Annotated in this window: 11 protein-coding genes; 5 read left to right on the top strand and 6 right to left on the bottom strand. The window is 45.2% G+C overall.

The window, feature by feature from the left end; all coding sequences use genetic code 11:
* Nucleotides 1-105 precede the first annotated feature (105 nt).
* The 3 genes from htpX (at nt 106) to ACK8OT_RS03180 (ending at nt 4,654) form a co-directional block, all read left to right on the top strand.
* Nucleotides 106-972: a protease HtpX gene (htpX, locus tag ACK8OT_RS03190; protein WP_410195057.1), complete on the top strand. Its 867-nt coding sequence runs from the start codon at nt 106-108 to the stop codon at nt 970-972.
* 219 nt (nt 973-1,191) lie between these two features.
* Entirely contained in the window at nt 1,192-2,169 is a 978-nt protein-coding gene (locus tag ACK8OT_RS03185; protein ID WP_410195056.1) for an ABC transporter substrate-binding protein, read from the top strand.
* Nucleotides 2,162-4,654: an EAL domain-containing protein gene (locus ACK8OT_RS03180; RefSeq protein ID WP_410195055.1), complete on the top strand. Its 2,493-nt coding sequence runs from the start codon at nt 2,162-2,164 to the stop codon at nt 4,652-4,654. Before ACK8OT_RS03185 ends, ACK8OT_RS03180 begins: the two co-directional genes overlap by 8 nt.
* Before the next feature lie 40 nt (nt 4,655-4,694).
* Here ACK8OT_RS03180 and lpdA read toward each other — a convergent pair whose 3' ends face one another.
* Both lpdA and ACK8OT_RS03170 read right to left on the bottom strand, forming a co-directional pair.
* Entirely contained in the window at nt 4,695-6,839 is a 2,145-nt protein-coding gene (lpdA, locus tag ACK8OT_RS03175) for a dihydrolipoyl dehydrogenase (protein WP_410195054.1), read from the bottom strand.
* On the bottom strand, nt 6,832-7,395 hold the full coding sequence (locus tag ACK8OT_RS03170; RefSeq protein ID WP_410195053.1) for a carboxymuconolactone decarboxylase family protein: 564 nt from the start codon (nt 7,393-7,395) through the stop codon (nt 6,832-6,834). The genes lpdA and ACK8OT_RS03170 overlap by 8 nt, the downstream gene beginning before the upstream one ends.
* A 351-nt stretch (nt 7,396-7,746) precedes the next feature.
* Here ACK8OT_RS03170 and tamA point away from each other — a divergent pair, with 351 nt between their 5' ends.
* Complete coding sequence (gene tamA / locus ACK8OT_RS03165) at nt 7,747-9,471, top strand: autotransporter assembly complex protein TamA (protein WP_410195052.1); 1,725 nt, start codon at nt 7,747-7,749, stop codon at nt 9,469-9,471.
* Nucleotides 9,468-13,178 carry an autotransporter assembly complex protein TamB gene (tamB, locus tag ACK8OT_RS03160; protein WP_410195051.1) on the top strand — a complete coding sequence of 1,237 codons (3,711 nt, stop codon included), beginning with the start codon at nt 9,468-9,470 and terminating at the stop codon, nt 13,176-13,178. The genes tamA and tamB overlap by 4 nt, the downstream gene beginning before the upstream one ends.
* A 16-nt stretch (nt 13,179-13,194) precedes the next feature.
* On the opposite strand, the gene ggt is transcribed toward tamB, so the two are convergent.
* The 4 genes from ggt to ACK8OT_RS03140 form a co-directional block, all read right to left on the bottom strand.
* Nucleotides 13,195-14,952: a gamma-glutamyltransferase gene (gene ggt / locus ACK8OT_RS03155; protein ID WP_410195050.1), complete on the bottom strand. Its 1,758-nt coding sequence runs from the start codon at nt 14,950-14,952 to the stop codon at nt 13,195-13,197.
* 148 nt (nt 14,953-15,100) lie between these two features.
* On the bottom strand, nt 15,101-16,987 hold the full coding sequence (locus ACK8OT_RS03150; protein ID WP_410195049.1) for a family 20 glycosylhydrolase: 1,887 nt from the start codon (nt 16,985-16,987) through the stop codon (nt 15,101-15,103).
* An 87-nt stretch (nt 16,988-17,074) separates the two neighbouring features.
* Nucleotides 17,075-18,781, bottom strand: coding sequence for a glycoside hydrolase family 9 protein (locus ACK8OT_RS03145; RefSeq protein WP_410195048.1), 1,707 nt, complete (start codon nt 18,779-18,781; stop codon nt 17,075-17,077).
* Between the two features lie 29 nt (nt 18,782-18,810).
* Entirely contained in the window at nt 18,811-19,791 is a 981-nt protein-coding gene (locus ACK8OT_RS03140; protein WP_410195047.1) for an ABC transporter ATP-binding protein, read from the bottom strand.
* Nucleotides 19,792-19,805: the final 14 nt, after the last annotated feature.

Genomic DNA, 19,805 nt, shown 5'->3' with positions numbered 1-19,805 from the left:
TTTTGCGTAAAATTATGTAAAGAACACTTGATCTTTTAGTTGCTAGACATATTATGTCGGGTGTTATCAATCTATATTTCACAAGCCATTGGGCAGAGGACAAACATGAAACGAATTGCACTTTTAATACTAACTAACTTAGCTGTGATGCTAGTGCTAGGTATAGTGTTACAAATTGTCTTTGCTGTAACGGGTATTAACAGCAGAGGAATCGGTGGCATACTGATGTTTGCCTTAGTTTTTGGCTTTGGTGGTGCATTTATTTCACTGGCCATGTCAAAAATGATTGCTAAGCGCTCTACCGGCGCAGTGGTGATCACTGAGCCTCGCAATGCGGATGAGCATTGGTTGTTAGAGCGTGTTGCTGAGCAAGCGCAAAAAGCCGGTATCGCTATGCCTGAGGTGGCTGTTTACGACAGCCCAGACATGAATGCATTTGCCACAGGTATGACTAAGAACTCATCTCTAGTTGCGGTCAGTACTGGTTTAATGCATAGCATGACACGTGATGAAGTTGAAGCGGTGCTTGCCCACGAAGTAAGCCACATTGCTAATGGCGATATGGTGACGCTAACGTTAGTGCAAGGCGTAATGAATACCTTTGTTCACTTCTTTGTGTCTATCGTATCTAATGTGATTCAAAACGTGTTAGGCGGTGATGAAGAAGGTGAAGGTGGCTTAGGCTTTATCGCATCTTTTGCGATCAGCATGATCCTTTATACCGTGTTTGGTGCTGCGGCTTCGGTTGTGGTGGCTTGGTTTAGCCGTAAACGTGAATTTGCTGCCGACGCGGGTGCTGCCCAGTTAGTCGATAAGCAAAAAATGATTAATGCCCTTGAACGTTTACGTGGCGGCAACCAGCATGAGATGCAAGGACAGTTCGCGGCGTTTGGTATTAATGGTGGATTTAGCTCGTTGTTTTCGACTCATCCTCCACTGGAAGACCGTATTCAAGCGCTTAAGCAGCAATAATTTAAAGCTGGCTAATCGAGTAGGGCTGCTTCGGCAGCCCTTTTTTGTGCTTGAAATTAACCCCATTTCCGGCTGTACCCATTTACGGTTATTGTTAAGTTATTCGTTTTGTAGGCATAACCTGCAAAAACCGCTTGAAAACGACCTGCATTCTATTAATTGCCTCACTATTCTGGCAAGATATGTAAAAAAAATGTATTTCAGCAAGGACAGCTGTAGATGACAAGGTGTGTAAGACAAGTCGTTAAGTTGAAACTCTATTTAGCATGTTTACTCATGCTCAGCGCCTGTACGCCAGAAAGCGAATCTTTGCGTGTAGGGGCGGCACCTTGGCCCGGTTTTGAACCTATCTATCTTGCCCGTGAAATGGAATATTTAAACCAAGAGCGGATTTCTTTGTTTGAACTCACCAGTGCGAGTCATGTGGCCCACAGTTTTGAAGCTGGCAAGCTCGATGTCGCGCTTCTTTCCCTTGATGAAGTACTGACCTTAATCACTCGAGGGGTTAATCTAAAAGTCATCGCGATTATTGATGAGTCGGTTGGGGGCGATGCCATTATCGGCTTACCGGGCGTGACGCATATTCATCATTTGAAAGGTAAGCGCATTGGTTATGAAAACAATGCCGCCGGCTCACTGTTATTAGCCGAAGCCCTTAGCCATGCAAACCTAGCTGCCCATGAAGTAGAGTTGGTTGAGGTTAAATTAGACGAGCAACGTCAAGTGTTCCATCGTAGCCAAGTAGACGCTTTAATTACCAGTGAGCCCGTAAAACAACAATTATTAGGCTTAGGTGGTGTGGCTATTTTTGATAGTTCGCGATTACCGGGGCGAATTGTGAATGTGATGGTGGCATCGGAGCAGGCCATTGGCGCTAAGTCTGCCATGATGGTTGAATTACTCAAAGGTTATTACAAAGCCAGAAAATTTCAAAAGGGAAGGCCTAAAAAAGCCATGCAAATTATGGCAATTCGATTACAGCTTTATACCAGCGAGATGGAAAGTAGCATGCAAGGGGTCAAATTTGTCGAGCCTGTTGAAGCGATTATGCGCCTTGCCGGAGGGGCTCAATCCGCATTAATAACCCAAGCTCGGGATTTAGGTGAACTCATGGTTTATCGCGGTATGATTGAAGCTGTGCCTGACTTGAGCCATCTCGTGCACAGTCAAATTCTGGAGCGGGTGGTTTATGAATAATCCAAGATTATGGTCGCTTGCTTCCGTTATTCCCGCATTATTGCTGCTGGTATTTTTGTTGCTGCAAGCGGTTTTTATTTATATTGATTACCAAAATAAAAGTGAACGTTTGCTTGAGCAAAGCAAACAAGAAGTCTTGGGTAAGGTCAATAAACTACAACAAAGTCTATCAGATGCCTTAATGCGTCATGATAACGCGGTTGCCGAGCGTGAGCTTACCTTAGCTGCTTTAAATGACAACGTGACACAGCTACTCGTACTTGATGAGAATGCCGAAGTGTTGTTGGCTAATCAAATGAATTTAAAGTTCATGTTTGCCAGCGCGGTATTACCGGAATTTAATTGGAACGATTTTTATCAGGCCCGCGATAAGAATCGCTTGTTATATCAGTATGTGCCAACTAGCCAAAACATTTATGTCTATGCTCCGTTGCAATTAGCGCGTAAGGATCACAGCTTAAAACGTAACAATACCGGCGCAATTTTTGTGTCGTATTCATTATCAAAGCCTTATCAGCAGTTAAAATACACCACCCTTAAAGACTCGATAACCACCACGGTGGTGGTGTTAGTTGCGTTAACCATTTTGATTTTACTGATGGTGAAGATGATTATCTTGCCATTGAACCGTCTGGTTCAAGCTGCGCAGCACCTGAATAATGAAGACGACTTTCCTGCTTTGAAACAAGGCCAAGGTGAAATCGGTTTATTGCAGCGCTCGTTAATCGAGATGGCAGAAAAAATGAAGACTAACTTTGCTCAGCTGAGTGCCAGTGAGCAGCGTTGGCATTACGCCTTAAGCGGCGCAAGAGATGGAGTATGGGATTGGGATCTCGAAGATAATCGGGTGTTTTACTCTAGCCGCTGGAAAGAAATGTTAGGCCATCTAGATGACGAGATCGGTGAAGACATCGAAGAGTTAGAGCAACGCGTTCATCCTGATGATTTAATCGACATGTTCAGCTGTTTAGAGCAGCATCTACAAGGTAAGACGCCTTATTATGAGCACATTCACCGTATTCGTTGTAAAGATGATAGTTATTGCTGGGTGTTAGATCGCGGCAAGGTTATTGAGTGGGCCGTTGATGGCACCCCATCACGGGTCATCTGTACCCATACGGATATTACGGAATACCGCAAAGCGCAAGATTTGGTGGCTTTTCAAGCCTATCATGATGAAGTGACTCAACTGCCAAACAGGCGCAAGTTACTCGAGCATTTAAACCTAGAAATAGGCAGGGCTAAGCAAAGCAAGCAATTTGGCTGCTTGTTGTTTATCGACATCGATAAGTTCAAGCAAGTTAATGATGTGCATGGTCATATGGCGGCGGATACCTTGCTTAGAATGGTGGCCAAGCGGTTATTGCAAATAATGGAAGGCAGTAACATAGTAGCTCGGCTACCGGGTGATGAATTTGCCATTGTATTGCCCCAATTAGGCACTGAGCCTGAAAAAGCGGGTGAACAGGCCTTAACCTTTGCCCAATCCGTGCGTAAACGGATTGCTTCACCCTTTGTGTTGCAAGGTCAGCGCATTAACCTAGCTTGCACCATAGGGATTACCTTGTTTCCTGAAGGTGGCTATTCTGCTACCGATATTTTGCGCCAAGCAGATATCGCCATGTTCCATGGTAAAGAGGATGGTCGTGACATGATCCACTTCTTTTCCCAAGAAATGGAGAACCGCGTTCAACGTAGCCATAACTTACAGCAAATGCTGCGTTTGGCATTAGAGCAAGATGAAATCAAATTGTTCTTGCAAGCTAAGACCGATCGCAAGGGAAATATTGTGGGCTGTGAGGCTCTGTTGCGTTGGTATCAGCCGCAGCGCGGTTGGATCTCTCCGACTGAGTTTGTTCCTGCTGCAGAAGATTCTGGTTTGATCATCGAATTGGGTAACTGGGTGCTACGCCAAGCGTGTTATAAATTGGTGCACTGGCAGCGGTTAGGGCTAGCTGAGAATTTTACCACCTTATCGGTTAATGTCAGTCCTAAGCAGTTTTTACAGGTCGATTTTGTCGAGCAAATTATTCAAGTCGTGTCCGAAAGTGGTATCACACCAAGCTTCTTAGAGCTTGAAATCACAGAAACCATATTGGTTTCTCAGCTTGATGATGCGGTTGAAAAAATTAAAGCTTTAAGGGCAATCGGTATTCGATTTGCGATCGATGATTTTGGCACGGGTTATTCTTCGATGTCCTATTTAAGTACCTTGCCTATCACCGCCCTTAAGATTGATCGCTCCTTTGTTGAGCATTTAGAAACCCAAGAAAGCCAGCAAGCGATAGTTTCTGCGATCATTGCGATGGCCGATAACTTAGATTTAGAGGTGATAGCGGAAGGGGTTGAAAATGTAGCTCAGCTTAACTTCTTAAAATCTAAGGGATGTAATTTGTTTCAAGGCTACCTATTTGGTAAGGCTCTAAGTGTCGATGAGTTTGCCAAGACGGTGTTGCCCAATAAGCAATCAGCGCCGGTTAGTTAAGGTGAGAGTGGCGCCTAGTTAAACTGAGGCGCCCTATCGGTTACTGCTTTATGCCTCTGCGCCGCTCAAAGTAACGCCCCAGCCAAGTTAATAGCCAGATTGGCTTGTGCTTTTGCTTCCATTGCCCGGCGACGTATTTATTGGCTTCTAGCATGGTTGGATAAGCGTGGGTTACGGCTAAGATTTTGTTTAAACCAAGATTATATTTCATGGCCAGCACAAACTCGCCAATCATATCTCCCGCATTGTTTGCCACTATGGTGACACCGAGAATGCGGTCTTTGTTGGGCACGGTGAGTACTTTAACTTTTCCTTGCGTGGCATCATCGGCGATGGCGCGATCGAGCTCTTTGAGATCAAATTCGGTTACCTCAACGGCGATGCCCGCAGCACCCGCTTGTTGCTCGGTGAGCCCGACTTGAGCAATTTGTGGATCGCAATAAGTGACACTGGGGATCACTCGATAATCGGCCTTAAACTTTTTAAATCGACCAAACAAAGCATTAACGCTGGCATACCAAGCTTGATGAGCGGCAAAGTGGGTAAATTGCATCGGCCCAGCTACATCGCCAACAGCAAAAATATTGGCATACTGAGTGCGCAGGTAAGGATCAAGGGCAAGGGTGCCGTTGTCGTTTAATTCAATGCCTAAAGCCTCAAGCCCCAAACCTTGGGTATTGGCCTTGCGGCCAACGGCGATTAATACCTTATCAAAGGACAGCTGATGCACATCGCCATTGATTTGGTAATGTGCTAGTTGAGTCCCTTGATTAGCGCTGAAATGGGTTAACTCAACCCCAAGCAAGGTTTGAATTTGTTCTTGCTCAAATTGTTGTTGCAGTAGTGAGGCGATATCTTGGTCTGCTCTTGGCATTAATTGTTTGGCCTGATCCATGACCGTGACTTTTGCACCTAAGCGGGCAAAGGCTTGAGCTAATTCACAGCCAATAGGACCCGCGCCAATCACCAATAATTGCTTGGGCAGCTCTTGCAACTGCCAAAGATTATCCGAAGTGAGATAATCAATATGCTCCAGTCCCGTAATGTTAGGAATGAAAGGCTTAGCGCCCGTGGCGATAATGATATTTTCTGTCGTGAGTTGCTTACCGTTAAGTTCAACGTGATAAGGGCTGCGAATAACGGCGTGTCCGGTTAGGCATTCAACCCCGAGTTTGCTGTAGCGTTCGATGGAGTCATGGGGCTCAATTTGTTTGATGACTTGGTGCACTCTTGCCATCACCTCTTTAAAGTTGGCATTGGCATTAACTGGGTTAAAACCAAGTTGAGCCGCTTTGCTTAGCTCATGTGCAAAATGCGCACTGCGCAGCAAGGCTTTTGAGGGGACACAACCCGTATTAAGGCAATCGCCCCCCATTTTATGTTTTTCAATAATCGCAACCTTGGCATTGACTGTTGCTGCAATGTAACTGCTTACTAACCCGCCCGCACCAGCACCTATAACGATGATGTTGTAATCAAAGGCGCTTGGCTTAGGGTAAGGGCGGTATAATTGATGCTGTCGTATTTGTTGCATAATGAAGCGCAGCAAATACGGCAGGCATGCCAATGCGGCTAAGGCTAGCCAAAGAGACGCTGAGGCGATGTCCTCAACACGTTGAATTTTGCCTAATTCGGTTCCCGCATTAACATAAACGAGAGTGCCGGGGATCATGCCTAATTGGCTGATCCAGTAAAAGCGCCAAGTTTTTATTTGAGTTAAGCCCATCAATAGATTGATCAAGAAAAAAGGCACAACAGGCAGTAGGCGAAGGCTTAGTAAGTAGTCACTACCGCGTTTTTCAAATTCGCTATTAAACTGGTTGAGTTTATGGCCCCAGCGTTGCTGGATTTTGTCACGCGCCAAATAACGTGCGAGCAAAAATGCCAGAGTCGCGCCTAGGCTACTGGCAAAAGAGACCAATACAAATCCTTGCCACAGACCAAATAAAGCGCCAGCAAGTAGCGTTAACATAGCTGCCCCTGGCAACGAGCTGGCGGTAATGGCAACGTAGATAAGAAAAAATATTGCCGTATAGAGCCAAGGTTCGGCTTGTATCATTTGTTGTAATTTGACGTGCTGGGATTGGATTGAGGCCAAATTGAGGTACTGCGTCAAATCAAATGCAACAAACAAAACAATGCTCAAGCTTAGTACTGCCAATAATGTCCATTTGGTTTTATTCATGAGGCGGCTCCTGTGGCTTGATATGACAAAAGCCTTGCGCGGGTACATCTAAGGCGGCGTTAAACTTAGCGGACATATTTTGAAAGGCAATTAAGCCAGTTAAATCAACGATGGCGTCCTCATTGAACCATTGCTTTAATACTTCTATTTGTTCATCACTCACACGTTTATGGCTGTCACTCATGGCCTCGGTGTAATCCAATACGGCACGCTCTTGCTCATCAAACATAGGATCGTTACGCCAATCGCTTAGTGCAAGTACTTTGGCTTCAGAGCCGGCGCGTTTGGCTAACGTCATGCTGTTGATGTCGATGCAAAACTGACAATGGTTGAGTTGCGATACGCGAACGGTGACCAGAGAGCGTAGCACCGGCGAGATAGGAGAGCGCTTACGATTAATTACACCATATAAGCTGGCTACGGTTGCGAATAATAGCGGCACCTTTCCCCAAAGTAACCCAGGTATCAGCACTTGCCCATAATTGCGTCGTTGGGTCCAAAAAAAAGGCTTAATCCACCAGGGATATTGCTTGATAGGATTGGGCGATATTCGCATCTTTTCTCCCTAATACTTGGTTGATGAATGTGCGCTTTGACAGGCAATCAAGGCTCAAAAAATTCGTTATCGATTATCTAGACAGAATATTTGGCAAAATAATTTCAAATACTACGTCGAAAGCGATTTCAAACTTAGTTCTCAGTTTATGTTAATTGGGCTGGGCTTGTTAGATTTACGCTTTAATTAGGTCAAATACGAGCCTATTTTCATATTCAAAGCAGGAATTAGATGAAATGGTTAAGGAAAGTGAAATAAAATCTATATATCAGACGTTAAGCTAGTTAAGCTTAATCAGGCTTTATAATAGACTTTACTATTGAATTTTTTGGTTTGGATCTTAGGTTATCTATGGCATTCATCTGGCGGCTATTGGTTTTTTTCTGTGTCTTTCTGAGTTGGAGCTCGTTTGCGAAGGTTGATTTAACAATTAATGGGGTTAAAGGGGATCTCAAAGATAATGTTAAATCCTACATTCTGTCGATTTCTGAGCCTCAAGGGCGTAATTTAGGCACCTATCGCGACAGTGTATTGGAAGAGACCGGCAAAAGTTTGATGGCGCTAGGATATTACCAACCTAAGATAGAGCTACAGGTTTCACTTAAAGATCAAACGCCAGGCAAACTGGTCGTGGTGGTGGACATTGACGCGGGTGAGCCTGTGATCATTACTAAAATTGATAAACAAGTCCTTGGTGAAGCGCGCCACGATGAGGAGTTTCTTACCTTTTTGAAAAACTTACCCCTTGAGCAAGATAAACCTCTCAACCATGGTTTATATGCTTCGGTGAAATCCAGTATTACCAGTAAAGCGTTACAACGTGGTTACTTTAACGGCAAATTTAAGAAAGCCAGCGTAGAAGTAGAAAGTAAAACCAATCAAGCAACCATTTATCTTTGGTTTGATTCTGGTACACGCTATCGCTATGGCAAGGTTTTATTTACTCAACCGACGCCCGCCGAATCCTTAATCAGAAATATGGTGACGTTTGAACAAGGGGATTTTTATCTAAATAAGGACATTGCTGAGTTTAGTGTTGAGCTAAGCGATACGGGGTATTTTCGCAATGTGTTGGTTAGACCCAACTTAGATAAAGCCGTCGGTAATCAAGTGCCTATTGAAATCACCGTGGGGTTAAAACCGACCAATAGCTTTGAAGTTGGAGCCGGAGTCACCACCGATATCGGTCCACGCATGAGCTTTAATTGGACCCGGCCTTGGGTAAATGATTACGGCCACAGCTTAGGCACTAATTTTGAATTAAGTAAACCTTCACAAACCATTGCCGCTTATTACAAAGTACCGGTGAAGGATCCTAATACGGATTATTGGAATTTTCAATTGGGGTATCAGCGCCTTGATGAAAATGACACAGAAAGTAATAAATACACTGTCAGTGCCAATCGATTTTCCAAGACCTCTGGCAACTGGGACAGAAATGCTTATGTTAAATATGAAATAGAGGACAGTACCCAAGGTAACCAAGATTTGCGGACTCAGCTATTACTTCCCGGTGTCACTTATACTCGAACGCGGGTACGCGGTGGCCTCAATGCCCACTGGGGGGATAAGCAAATATTGGGGACGGAAGTAGCCAGTAAATATTGGGGCTCAGATCAAGACATTTTAAAATTCTATGGTCAGACTAAATGGCTCCGTTCGGTGACGCCAAAGCATCGTTTTTTAACACGGTTAGAGTTAGGTGCTATTGCGGTGGACTCAATTGAAAATGTGCCCGCCACCATGCGTTTTTTTGCGGGGGGAGACCAATCCATTCGCGGCTTTGGGTACAAATCTATTGCCCCGCGTGACGACGAAAACAAACTGATTGGCGGTAAGTATTTGGCTGTGGCAAGTATCGAATATAGCTACCCAGTGAAAGAAAATTGGCGTATTGCTACCTTTGTTGATGGTGGCACAGCCACCAATGATTTTTCTGAAGATATATTATATGGCACTGGGGTTGGCGCGGCATGGGCTTCTCCCATCGGGCCGATTAAAATTTTTGTCGGAACGCCCATTAATGGTGACGAAGATGGCATCAGAATTCACTTTTTGATGGGGCCAGAGCTATGATGATTTGGCTACGCCGTTTTTTACTTGGGCTGCTGTTACTTCTGAGCCTAGTGATTGCTTTAGTTATTTCCCATCACGGCAATGTGTTGATATTACACCTTGCTAAACAGTTTTTACCTCAACTAGAAATTGAACTTGAGCAAGGTGCCTTATTATTCGCTCCGCAATTAAAAGGCGTTGCTTGGCAAGATGATCAATTAGATGTGGTGATAGAGGAGCTAAGCTATCGCATTGATTGGGGCTGTTTAACCAAATCGATTTGTGTTAACGCGCTGGTGGTTAATGGGGTGGATGTAAATTTTCATCCAACCGATGAGACGGAGCCAGAGCCAAGTACGCCTTTTGTTATGCCTGAGTCGCTAACTATCCCTATCGGTGTTCGTCTTCAAGGGATTGACATTCAAAATGTCGCTTATCGTCAAGAGGGTATCGATGTTAGCTTAAAACAGCTGCTGCTTTCTGCGCAGATAAATCAACAAGGTGCCAGTATAGCACCGGTTATTGATGGTTTGGTGGTCAAGCTTGCTCCTGCTGCGGATGTTGATGAATCATCAGCTACTGGCCAGCAAACCGCGCCAGTTAACGCCGCGGCGGATGAACCCTTCACCTTACCGGAACTGCGCAGCCCTATTCCAGTTACTGTGCCACAACTTGGTTTAAGTCATATTGAAGTCATTCAAGGTGAGCAGCGCTTTGTACTCAATAGTTTTTATACTCAAGCAAGTTGGTCTGAGTATGACTTGAAATTTACCGAGTTATCTTTAGTTTTACCTGAAGTATCGGCCAAATTGGATGCACAGGTATCCATGCAACAGAATTGGCCACTGCAATTAGAACTCTTTACCAAGGTGCTTAGCGATCCCCTACTCGCAGGCGATTTAGTTGGTCAAACCTTGTATTTAAAGGTGTCTGGGGATAGTGATAAATTAGACACTCAATTAGATCTAGTGGGCCCAGTAGATATGGCCCTAACAGGTTGGCTTGCGCCGTTAGATCCTAAGGTGCCACATAAACTGAAATTGAAGTGGCAAAAACTGCAATGGCCATTACAAAACCAAGCTCAATATCATTTAAATCAGGGGGAGTTGAGTTCAGAGGGGGATCTCGATGATTTTGCCCTTGCCCTTGATTCGTCTGCTGCGGGCGAAGGGATCCCCGAGGTGGAAGTAAGTAGCCGGATCAATGGGAATTTAGCACAGCTAAATGTGACTCAACTTGATGCGAAAACCTTGTCTGGTATTGCACAGCTTACAGGACAGTTAAACTTGTCAGAGCAAATCGAATGGCAAGGCAAACTAAATCTTCAAGGCATAGACACCTCTACCTTAGCACCTGATTACCCAGCGGTGCTCAATGGTCTCATTGAGCATCAATTTGCATTGCAAGGTGAGCAATGGCAAGTCAAGTTAGCGCAGCTGGATCTGAATGGCCAATTTATGAACCAACCCTTACTCATTCAAGGCCAAGTATCGGGTAACAGCAAAATGCAATGGGACATAGATAAGCTCGTGCTGAACAATGGTCAAAACAATATCCATGCAACGGGGCGTGTAGAGCAGCAATTAGCGCTCGATTTAGATCTGAACTTACCGGCTCTGAGTTCTTCAATTCCTGATGTCGAAGGGGCGGTGGCCGGCAAGCTCAAAGTGACGGGGGCTTTGGATAGCCCTGAGGTTAACCTGAATGTGTCTGCCAATGGTATTCAATACCAAGATTTGAATATTGCTAAGCTTGTTCTAAATGGAGACGTGGTGGCGAGTAACCAGCCCAATGGTCAAGTGAACCTCGTCATAGAATCCTTAAAGCAAGGGGATTTGCTGTTTGACTCCATTAATCTCGAGGCCAAAGGCGGTGCGACTTCTCACCGAGCAACACTCGCGGTAGTAGGTGAGCCTGTTAATGCTGAAATGACCTTGGCGGGTCAATGGGTTGATAATGGCTGGCAAGGGCAATTAGAACAAGCGTGGTTTAAAACCATAGAAGGGCGCTGGCAATTACAACAAGCGGGTAAATTAGCTTATTTGAATAATCAGTTACAGCTCGACAAGCAATGCTGGGCATCGACTCCAAGCCAATTCTGTATCAACCCCTCTCGGGTTGGTGAAGGTGGGGAAGGAGCGTTGACATTAACTCATTATGATTTAACGCGATTGCAGCATTTTTTACCCAGCCAAATGGCGTTAACAGGCGCGCTAACGGCTGAGCTAGATGCTAAGTGGGCTAAAGGCCAGTTACCCAGTGCCAATATTGACCTAGCGGGTAAGGGCATAAACTTGGTGGCCACCGATGATAATAATCAGACTCATCAGTTACCCGTCGAAGCCCTGACATTACAAGCTGAATTAGACAAAACCTTGGCAAAGATAAAACTTATTTTAGATACGGCGCAATTGGGTAAAGCCAACGTGGATGTTTCCATTAAGCCATATCATGATGAGCGTGAGATCCAAGGGAAGTTGAGTTACCAAGGTTTAGATTTACAAGCGTTACACTATTTGTTGCCTGATATTGAGGAGCTTGCAGGTAAGTTTGACCTTGAGATGAATTTAGCGGGGCCGCTCCTTGAACCAAACATACAAGGCGGAGCTAAATTAACCGATGCCATTATTGGCGGAGGTAGCCTACCTATGTGGTTGTCGGATATAAATACCGAGCTTAAATTAAATGGTACTCAAGCAACCTTACTAGGACAATTAAAAACCGGCGACGGCAGTGCACAGGTTAATGGAGAGCTGGATTGGGCTGAGGGTGTTGATGCTTGGGTCACGCTAAAAGGTGAAAATATTGAGATAGACCATCATTCGCAAATTCAACTCTTTGTGAGTCCAGATCTTAAATTTACCTTAGACAATACCAAGATGGACCTCAGTGGCGAAATTTTTGTGCCGAAAGGATTGATCGTGGTGAAATCACTCCCACCGAGTGCGGTATCGATTTCGGATGATGTGGTGATCATCGATGATAATGTAGCCGAAGATGATGGCAGCGACTTGCCGATGAAGATGAAACTGAAGATGCAGCTGGGCAAAGAGGTGAAGATTGATGCATTTGGCCTTAAATCAAACTTAGAGGGTCAGCTAGCGGTGACCAAAAAAATCGAGCAGCCGGTGCATGTTAACGGTGAAATTCACTTAGAAGACGGCTCCTACCGCGCCTTTGGTCAAAACTTGGTGATCAATAAGGGGATGATTATATTTTCTGGGCCGCCGGATCAGCCCTACTTGTCGGTGGATGCTATTCGCGATCCTAGCCTGATTGAAGACAAGGTGACCGCAGGGATAAAACTGGAAGGGCCGGTCTCGGCACCAGAGATTGAAATCTATTCCAATCCATCGATGGATCAACAAAACGCGCTCTCGTATTTATTACGCGGCAAAGCCATTGATAGTAATGGCGGTGATAACTCGATGCTGACGTCGGTATTAATCAACTTAGGGGTTGGCCAAAGTGCGGGCACAGTTAACCAAATCGGCGAGGCGATAGGAGTGAAAGACTTGTCCCTTGATTCGAGTGGCAGCGGTGACGATTCGCAGTTGAATATTTCTGGTTATATCTTACCCGGCGTGCAGATTCGCTATGGGATTGGCTTATTTACCGCGATGTCTGAGATAGCATTGCGTTATGAGGTCATGCCTAATCTGTATTTAGAAGCGGTCAGTGGCCTCAATAACGCATTTGATATTTATTATGAGTTTGATTGGGATTAATCTGCTACCTCGACCGTTATTCGCCGATTGCTAGCCCTTCACGCCTTGGGTCAACTCCCGACTCAAGGCCTTGCTCTGTGATCACAAAGCCATGTAAGCCGCTGTTTAATGGCTTGACTTGAGTTTGATATCCCAGTGCTTGTAGCGGTGCTTGCCATTGTATAGCTTGGCTATCTTGCTCTAACTCGTAGTTGCCGTTTTGATTGACTAGATGAGGCATCTCAATCGCTTGCTGAAGCGGTATTTGCCAAGCTAGATGAGCAATTAATACCTGACTCACATAGTTAATGATCCGACTGCCGCCCGGTGAGCCGATTACCATGTAAGGCTGATTATGTTTAAACACTAGGGTTGGGGACATAGACGAGCGAGGACGTTTATTGGCCGTGACACGATTAGCAATCGGCTGGCCTTGATGGTGGGATTGAAACGAAAAATCCGTCAGTTGGTTATTGAGTAAAAAGCCCCCCACCATGAGTCTGGCGCCAAAGGCATTTTCGATGCTGGATGTCATAGAAACGATATTGCCATCGCGGTCATGAATGACTAAGTGCGTCGTTGACGGTAAAGATTCACTGGTTTGACTAGCTAATTGGCTAACTTGGGATTGGCTAGTCAGTGTCCCCGGCGTTACCTCAGTTAATGCTTTAGGGCTGGCTAGGAGTTTAGCTCGCTTACTTAAGTAGGTTTTATCCATTAAGGCGTCGCTGTAGTCGGTAACAAAGTCAGGATCGGCCATGTATTTGGCTCGGTCGGCAAAGGCTAAGCGACTGGCATCGCCAATGATACGCCAGGCTTGAGGATGACTGGGTTCATATTTGTTTAGCCCTGCATGCTCTGTTAATGCCAAGATTTGGTTTACCGTGAGTGCGCCAGATGATGGCAATCCCATGCCACAAACTTGATATATGGTTTGATACTGTAAGCAGACATTTGGTCGAGTTTTAACTTGATAATTTGCCAAATCGTCAAGGCTTAGTAAGCCGGGATTAGTGGGGTGTTGCTGCACTGCAGTGACCATGGCGTTGGCCAGCTCACCTTGATAAAAACCTGCTTGGCCTTGTTTCGCAATTAATGTCAATGTCTTGGCATAGGCGGGGTTTTTAAGCCGAGTACCCGCAGTGATAGGGTTGTTATTGGCAGTAAAGAAGTAATCTTTGGTGCTCGCTTGTTGGCCAAGCTTGTTTTGGTCTAAGGCGATCAACTGCGCAAGCCGCGGTGAAACAATAAAGCCTTGCTTTGCAAGTTCAATCGCGGGGGTAAATAGCGCTTGCCAAGGTAACTTTCCATATTGCTGGTGGCTTTGCCACATCAGGGCTATCACCCCAGGTACCCCGACAGATCGCCCACCCACAACTGCGTCGAAAAATCCCATTGGGCTTTGCGCTGCATCGAGAAAAAGCTTATCCGTGGCCTTATTGGGCGCTGTTTCTCTGGCATCGAAGCTGGTTAAGGCTTGGCTTTTTTTATCGTAATAAAGTAAGAAGGCACCGCCACCAATACCGGATGATTGTGGCTCAACCAGCCCGAGGACTAATTGGGCGGTGATCATGGCATCAATAGCGCTGCCGCCCTGTTTGATAATCGCGAAAGCGGCCTCACTGGCATAAGGGTTTGCGGTGACAACTAAAGTCGATTTTGCTTTGCGAGTCTGTTGAGGTGTAAAACCTGTCGCGGCTTCTGGTGCTATCTGATCACTGACTTGAATCGGCTGAGCGTAAGTGAATGTGGAAAATATCCAGCACCAAAGTAAATATTTTGCAGTTTTGGTCATCATTCTTCCTTGTTTGTTTTGGTGGCTGGAGTTTGACTAAAAAGCAAAGCCAAGATATGACCCTGAAAATACTAGTCTATTGCCTCCTGTAACGCAAAAAGCCCACTGATTAAGTGGGCTTGGAGTAATGACTTAGAAATTTACATGATTATTTGTAATGGCGATATTTAATGCCTCGGTGATCTAAATAATCAAAATGTAAGTTGAGCCGAGCTTGAAAATCTTGCCAATCCTTAGCTGATGGTTCAGTCCAAGCTACTTCGGCGCCGGCGATTAAGCGTGGAAATACCATGTAGTCAAACTGGTTGTCGGTGCGAACAAACTCACTCCACAGCGCATATTGAACGCCAAGTAAGCGGTCTTTGCCTTGTGGTGTTAAATCCTGATTAAGTGGCTCAAAATGATACGCCTTATCTAGCTCGATATCGGCTGCCCAAGTGGTGCCAGGCTCGAATTCTGAGCGGTTATACGCCATATCAAGGTAAGTATATTGAGCTGGTGTTGCAACCACTTGATAGCCGTCATTGGCGGCGGCAATGCTGCTGTCTACTCCGCGCCAAGCAAAGATGATGGCATCCTTTTCAAGCTTGTCGCCGTGAATGGCTTCTTCCCATCCCATTAAGGTTTTACCCTTCTGGCGTAATCGATCTTGGGCATATCTTAGTAGATGGCCTTGTAATTCACGCAAGTCTTTGTAGCCGTTGTCTGTTAACATTTTTTGACAATGGGTTGAGCCTTCCCAAACGCCTTCTGGGACTTCGTCAGCACCGACATGGAAATAGGGGGCAGGGAATATCTCAGATAACTCATCAATAACGGCATCAATAAATTGATAGGTGCCTGGTAAAGCGGGGTTTAACACATTGTCGTTATAAAACTGCACCGAGCAATATTGAGATTGATCGGTGGGATCCAGCAGCAATTCGGGTAACGCCTTAATAGCTGCACGAGAATGGCCAGGTATATCAATCTCTGGGATCACTTGAATATGGCGTTTAGCTGCATAAGCTACAATTTCTTTGGCTTGCGCTTGAGTATAATAGCCACCATAAGGCTCAGAGCCACTGCCAAATTGCGATTCTATGGCCTGATTATGGCCTCTAAAGGCGGCTTTTTCGGTTAATGCAGGAAAAGCCTTGATCTCAATGCGCCATGCTTCATCATCGGTAAAGTGCCAATGAAGCGTGTTGAACTTGTAGTAATTTAATAAATCAATCAGCTGTTTGATTTTGTCGACACTTCTAAAGTGGCGTACGCAGTCAAGCATAAAACCTCGGTAGTTAAACCTTGGTTGATCAATTATTTCACCATAGGGCAGGTCTTTATTGGCATTTAAACATTGCGCTAAGCTGGCGAAAGCATAGCTAAAGCCAAGGTTATCGCTGGCTTTTATGGTGATGTTGTTTGCAAATTGAATTTCATAGCCCTGCGCTGGAATGTGCTCCTGATTGACACATAGCACTTGAATCGCATTGTCGGGATGCAAGCTATGATGCTGTAGTTGGGCGGTAAAAACCTCTACTTCTTGTGCGAGCTGCTCTGCGCCTGAAATCCATATGTGAGCTTGATTTACTAGGGTGCCAGCCACTTGCGTCATGCTATTGGGCTGCGGGATCACAGGATAAGTTTGTGGTAGCGCTTGATTAAGCGGCTCTCGCTGATTCACTTCCACATGGGGCAGAATAAAAGGTGCAAATTCAACTTGATGTATTTGTTGTGTGGTTTGTTCTGACAGGTAAATGCCAGATGGTAAATCGGTGATCTTATTAAGTGCTAACTTATCAATCTGCAGGGTGAAACTAAATGTTGCACCGGGTGCTAAATCAATCGCGCCAGCAGGCTTTAACGAAATAAAGCTACCAGATTGGCGAACCAGCTCAACATTGTGTGATTTTGCAGGATCTAATAAGCCAACAAGAAATAGGTTAAGCGTCCAGTTACAGATAGACGCTTGGCTAAGGTTAGTCAAAGTAAAGTCTGCGTTGTAATTGTGCTGACCATTACGAAGTTCGGTTATTTCAAGTACGATAGCCAAGGTAAACCCCAAAAATGTTCAGCGTGCACATGGCATTTGTGCACGCTGGGTTGATTCATTTGGCATATAGCCAAGCGAAATTAACGATTATTTAAGTGTGATTGCTAGCATATACCAAGCAGCATGCGGGATCCATTGTTCTCCCCAGCGCCAATTTTGGAAAAAGTCATCCTTTTGCGCTTCAGGTACAAGGGCAATATCACGCTCATTGTCAAAGCCAGCTGTCACACCATTACAGATGCCACCCGGTGCACTGGGATAACCATCCACGTATTCGGGATTGTTATGGCCGTGACCATATAGCATACAGGCATCAAATGGATTTAGGCCTAACACCCAATTGAGTTGTTGCTGGGCAAATGCATTCAGTGAAGAGGCTAATTGGCTATCGTACGCAAATACTTGCGCGGCCATTTTGGCTGCGGCGGCTAAAGAGCCTAAACGTGCATTTTCACCTTGCCACCAATATCCAGATTCATTGTTTTGCGCAACAAAGAAAGAGGTGCGAGGTTTAGCTTGGTCGACGGCCTTGATGTATTGGCGTGCATAACCAAAAGGGTTAGTGACTTCAGCTGTGATGTTAAGTTCAAACTCAACCGCTTTTTTCACCGTCGCTAAGGCTTGCTCTCGCAATTGACTGTCTGGTTCAATTTGACTGTATTCAAGCAAACTGATCACAGGCAGGCCTGCTTCAGCAGCATGGAAGTAAGGACGATCACTGCCTGGCTCAACAACCCACCAGTTTTGTACTTGTTGATCGCTCACCTGACGCTGTTGCAATCGCTGTGACCAACGCTGAGCTTCAGACAAGTATTCACTATTATTGGTGGCTTTAAACAGCTCGACCGCGGCAAGTAGGGCACAGTACTCATCGATGATGTTTTCTTTGCCATTATCACAATAACTTACGTTATGTTGGCAAAGGTGGGCATAGGCTTTCTCGGCACTGGCTAGGTATTGTGCTGGGCTGAATTCGCCTTCTGCTGGTAATTGAGACGCTGCGGCTAGTGCTGCAATACTTACCCCACCGCCTTGGCGAAATGCCGCTTGCCATTGCTGGGTTTTGATGCCTTTTTGGGTTTCATAAGCGCAGATATGACGTTTATTAACGTCTTTGCTCCATTGGTCAAAAATGGTCATATAGAAATAACCTTCTTCGTCCAATACCCGCACGAGGAAATCGGCCCCATGGAGTGCTTCATCCAAAATGCGTTTGTTTAAGTTTATTTTGATGATGTCTTCGGCCGGGCTAAGCTCACGGTGACAACGGATCAAATTCCACGCCACCATAGGGATCTGCTGTGGATTGAGGTAATTTGAAAAAGACAAATGGCTGAGGTATTTACTCATATCACCACTGGCATCAAACCAGCCGCCGCGAACATCTTTAGTGCGGCTTTCATCTTGCCAAAATGTCATGTTCTGATCGGCTTTGTCAAACTTACCCGAGCAACGTTGGCCTTTAAAATAGAACAAGTTGTCAGATAAGGTACGATGAAGTAATAGCTCAGGTGCAATGCTAAAGGCATGCGAAGTATAACGTTGGCCTTCGCTCTCCACTTCTAATACGAAGTCACCTTGTTGATCGAATTCACTAAAATCAATTTTGTAAAAATACCAGTCGCTCCACTGGTCGACTTGGCCCTGAGGCTCAATTTCAGCACTAAAACAAACGCTTTTATCCTGGCATGAAATCAAAGAAGCCGGGCTCATTACAAGTCCGGCTTTTGCTTTGATAACTGCCACTTTATTTGCGCCGACTTGATAACCAATGTGGTTAGTCAAAAGCTGCATGGCAGGATCCTTAAATATCTTTTTTATAACTACTCGTGCAAGAAACAACGAACAAAGTGGTTAGGTGCGATTTCCTTAGGCTCAGGAAGTGCTTGATTACACTTATCCATTGCCTGTAGACAGCGACCAGAGAATGGACAACCTACACTTTCTGGTGTCCAAAGTGGGATTTCACCCTTACGACCGCCTTCTAGGTTGTCGTGGATACTTTTCTCTGGATCAGGAACCGCAGACATCAATAGTTGAGTGTATGGGTGAGCTGGTTTTTGTAGTACTTCGTCAACTTCACCCCATTCAACTAAGTGACCAACATACATTACACCGATGTCTTCTGCTAAGTAACGTGCAGTGGCGATATCGTGAGTGATGTACATCATAGAGATGCCGTCGTTCTTCATGTCTTCCATTAGGTTTAAAACACCTAGACGGATAGACACGTCAAGCATCGAGGTTGGCTCGTCAGCAAGAATGATTTCCGCTTCAACCGCTAAGTTACGTGCAATGTTAACACGTTGGCGTTGACCACCCGATAATTGGTGTGGGAACTTTTCAGCAGTTTCTTTTGCTGGTGTTAAACCTACACGCTCAAGCAGCGAGTAAATACGCTCTGGTAGTTCAGCCTTGCTGCTTACTTTTTTGTGTAGTAGCAAAGGACGCGCTAGGTGATGGAAAATAGTGTGCGTTGGATTCAAAGAGCCAAACGGGTCTTGGAAAATCATTTGCACGCTTTCACGGTATTCCATCAAAGACTGCTTGTGGTTGAACTCATCAATGTCACGACCGTGGTACTTAACCGTACCCGCTGTACGGCTGTACATTTTAGCGATGATTTTCGCACTGGTTGATTTACCTGAGCCAGATTCACCTACGATAGCCAATGCACGACCTTTGTAAAGGTTAAACGATACATCGTTTAGTGCGCGCATGTGGTTCTTCTTCAATGCATTGGCATTGATAGGGAAGTCTTTAACCAGGTTTTTTACTTCGATTATTGGATTATTATTGCTCATAATGCTTCTCTCAA

It is taken from the genome of Motilimonas thetidivivens, from assembly GCF_046452435.1.
In the GTDB taxonomy this organism is placed as follows: domain Bacteria; phylum Pseudomonadota; class Gammaproteobacteria; order Enterobacterales; family CBDFNC01; genus Motilimonas.
The sequence above is the reverse complement of the archived record's forward strand: the minus strand, read 5'-3'. Positions and strand labels throughout refer to the sequence as shown.

What these genes read in the sequence shown, in the direction of transcription:
- htpX (WP_410195057.1), top strand. Translation starts at nt 106, where the DNA reads ATGAAACGAATTGCACTTTTAATACTAACTAACTTAGCTGTGATGCTA.
- ACK8OT_RS03170 (WP_410195053.1), bottom strand. Translation starts at nt 7,395, where the DNA reads ATGCGAATATCGCCCAATCCTATCAAGCAATATCCCTGGTGGATTAAG.
- ACK8OT_RS03140 (WP_410195047.1), bottom strand. Translation starts at nt 19,791, where the DNA reads ATGAGCAATAATAATCCAATAATCGAAGTAAAAAACCTGGTTAAAGAC.
- lpdA (WP_410195054.1), bottom strand. Translation starts at nt 6,839, where the DNA reads ATGAATAAAACCAAATGGACATTATTGGCAGTACTAAGCTTGAGCATT.
- ggt (WP_410195050.1), bottom strand. Translation starts at nt 14,952, where the DNA reads ATGACCAAAACTGCAAAATATTTACTTTGGTGCTGGATATTTTCCACA.
- ACK8OT_RS03180 (WP_410195055.1), top strand. Translation starts at nt 2,162, where the DNA reads ATGAATAATCCAAGATTATGGTCGCTTGCTTCCGTTATTCCCGCATTA.
- tamA (WP_410195052.1), top strand. Translation starts at nt 7,747, where the DNA reads ATGGCATTCATCTGGCGGCTATTGGTTTTTTTCTGTGTCTTTCTGAGT.
- ACK8OT_RS03145 (WP_410195048.1), bottom strand. Translation starts at nt 18,781, where the DNA reads ATGCAGCTTTTGACTAACCACATTGGTTATCAAGTCGGCGCAAATAAA.
- ACK8OT_RS03185 (WP_410195056.1), top strand. Translation starts at nt 1,192, where the DNA reads ATGACAAGGTGTGTAAGACAAGTCGTTAAGTTGAAACTCTATTTAGCA.
- tamB (WP_410195051.1), top strand. Translation starts at nt 9,468, where the DNA reads ATGATGATTTGGCTACGCCGTTTTTTACTTGGGCTGCTGTTACTTCTG.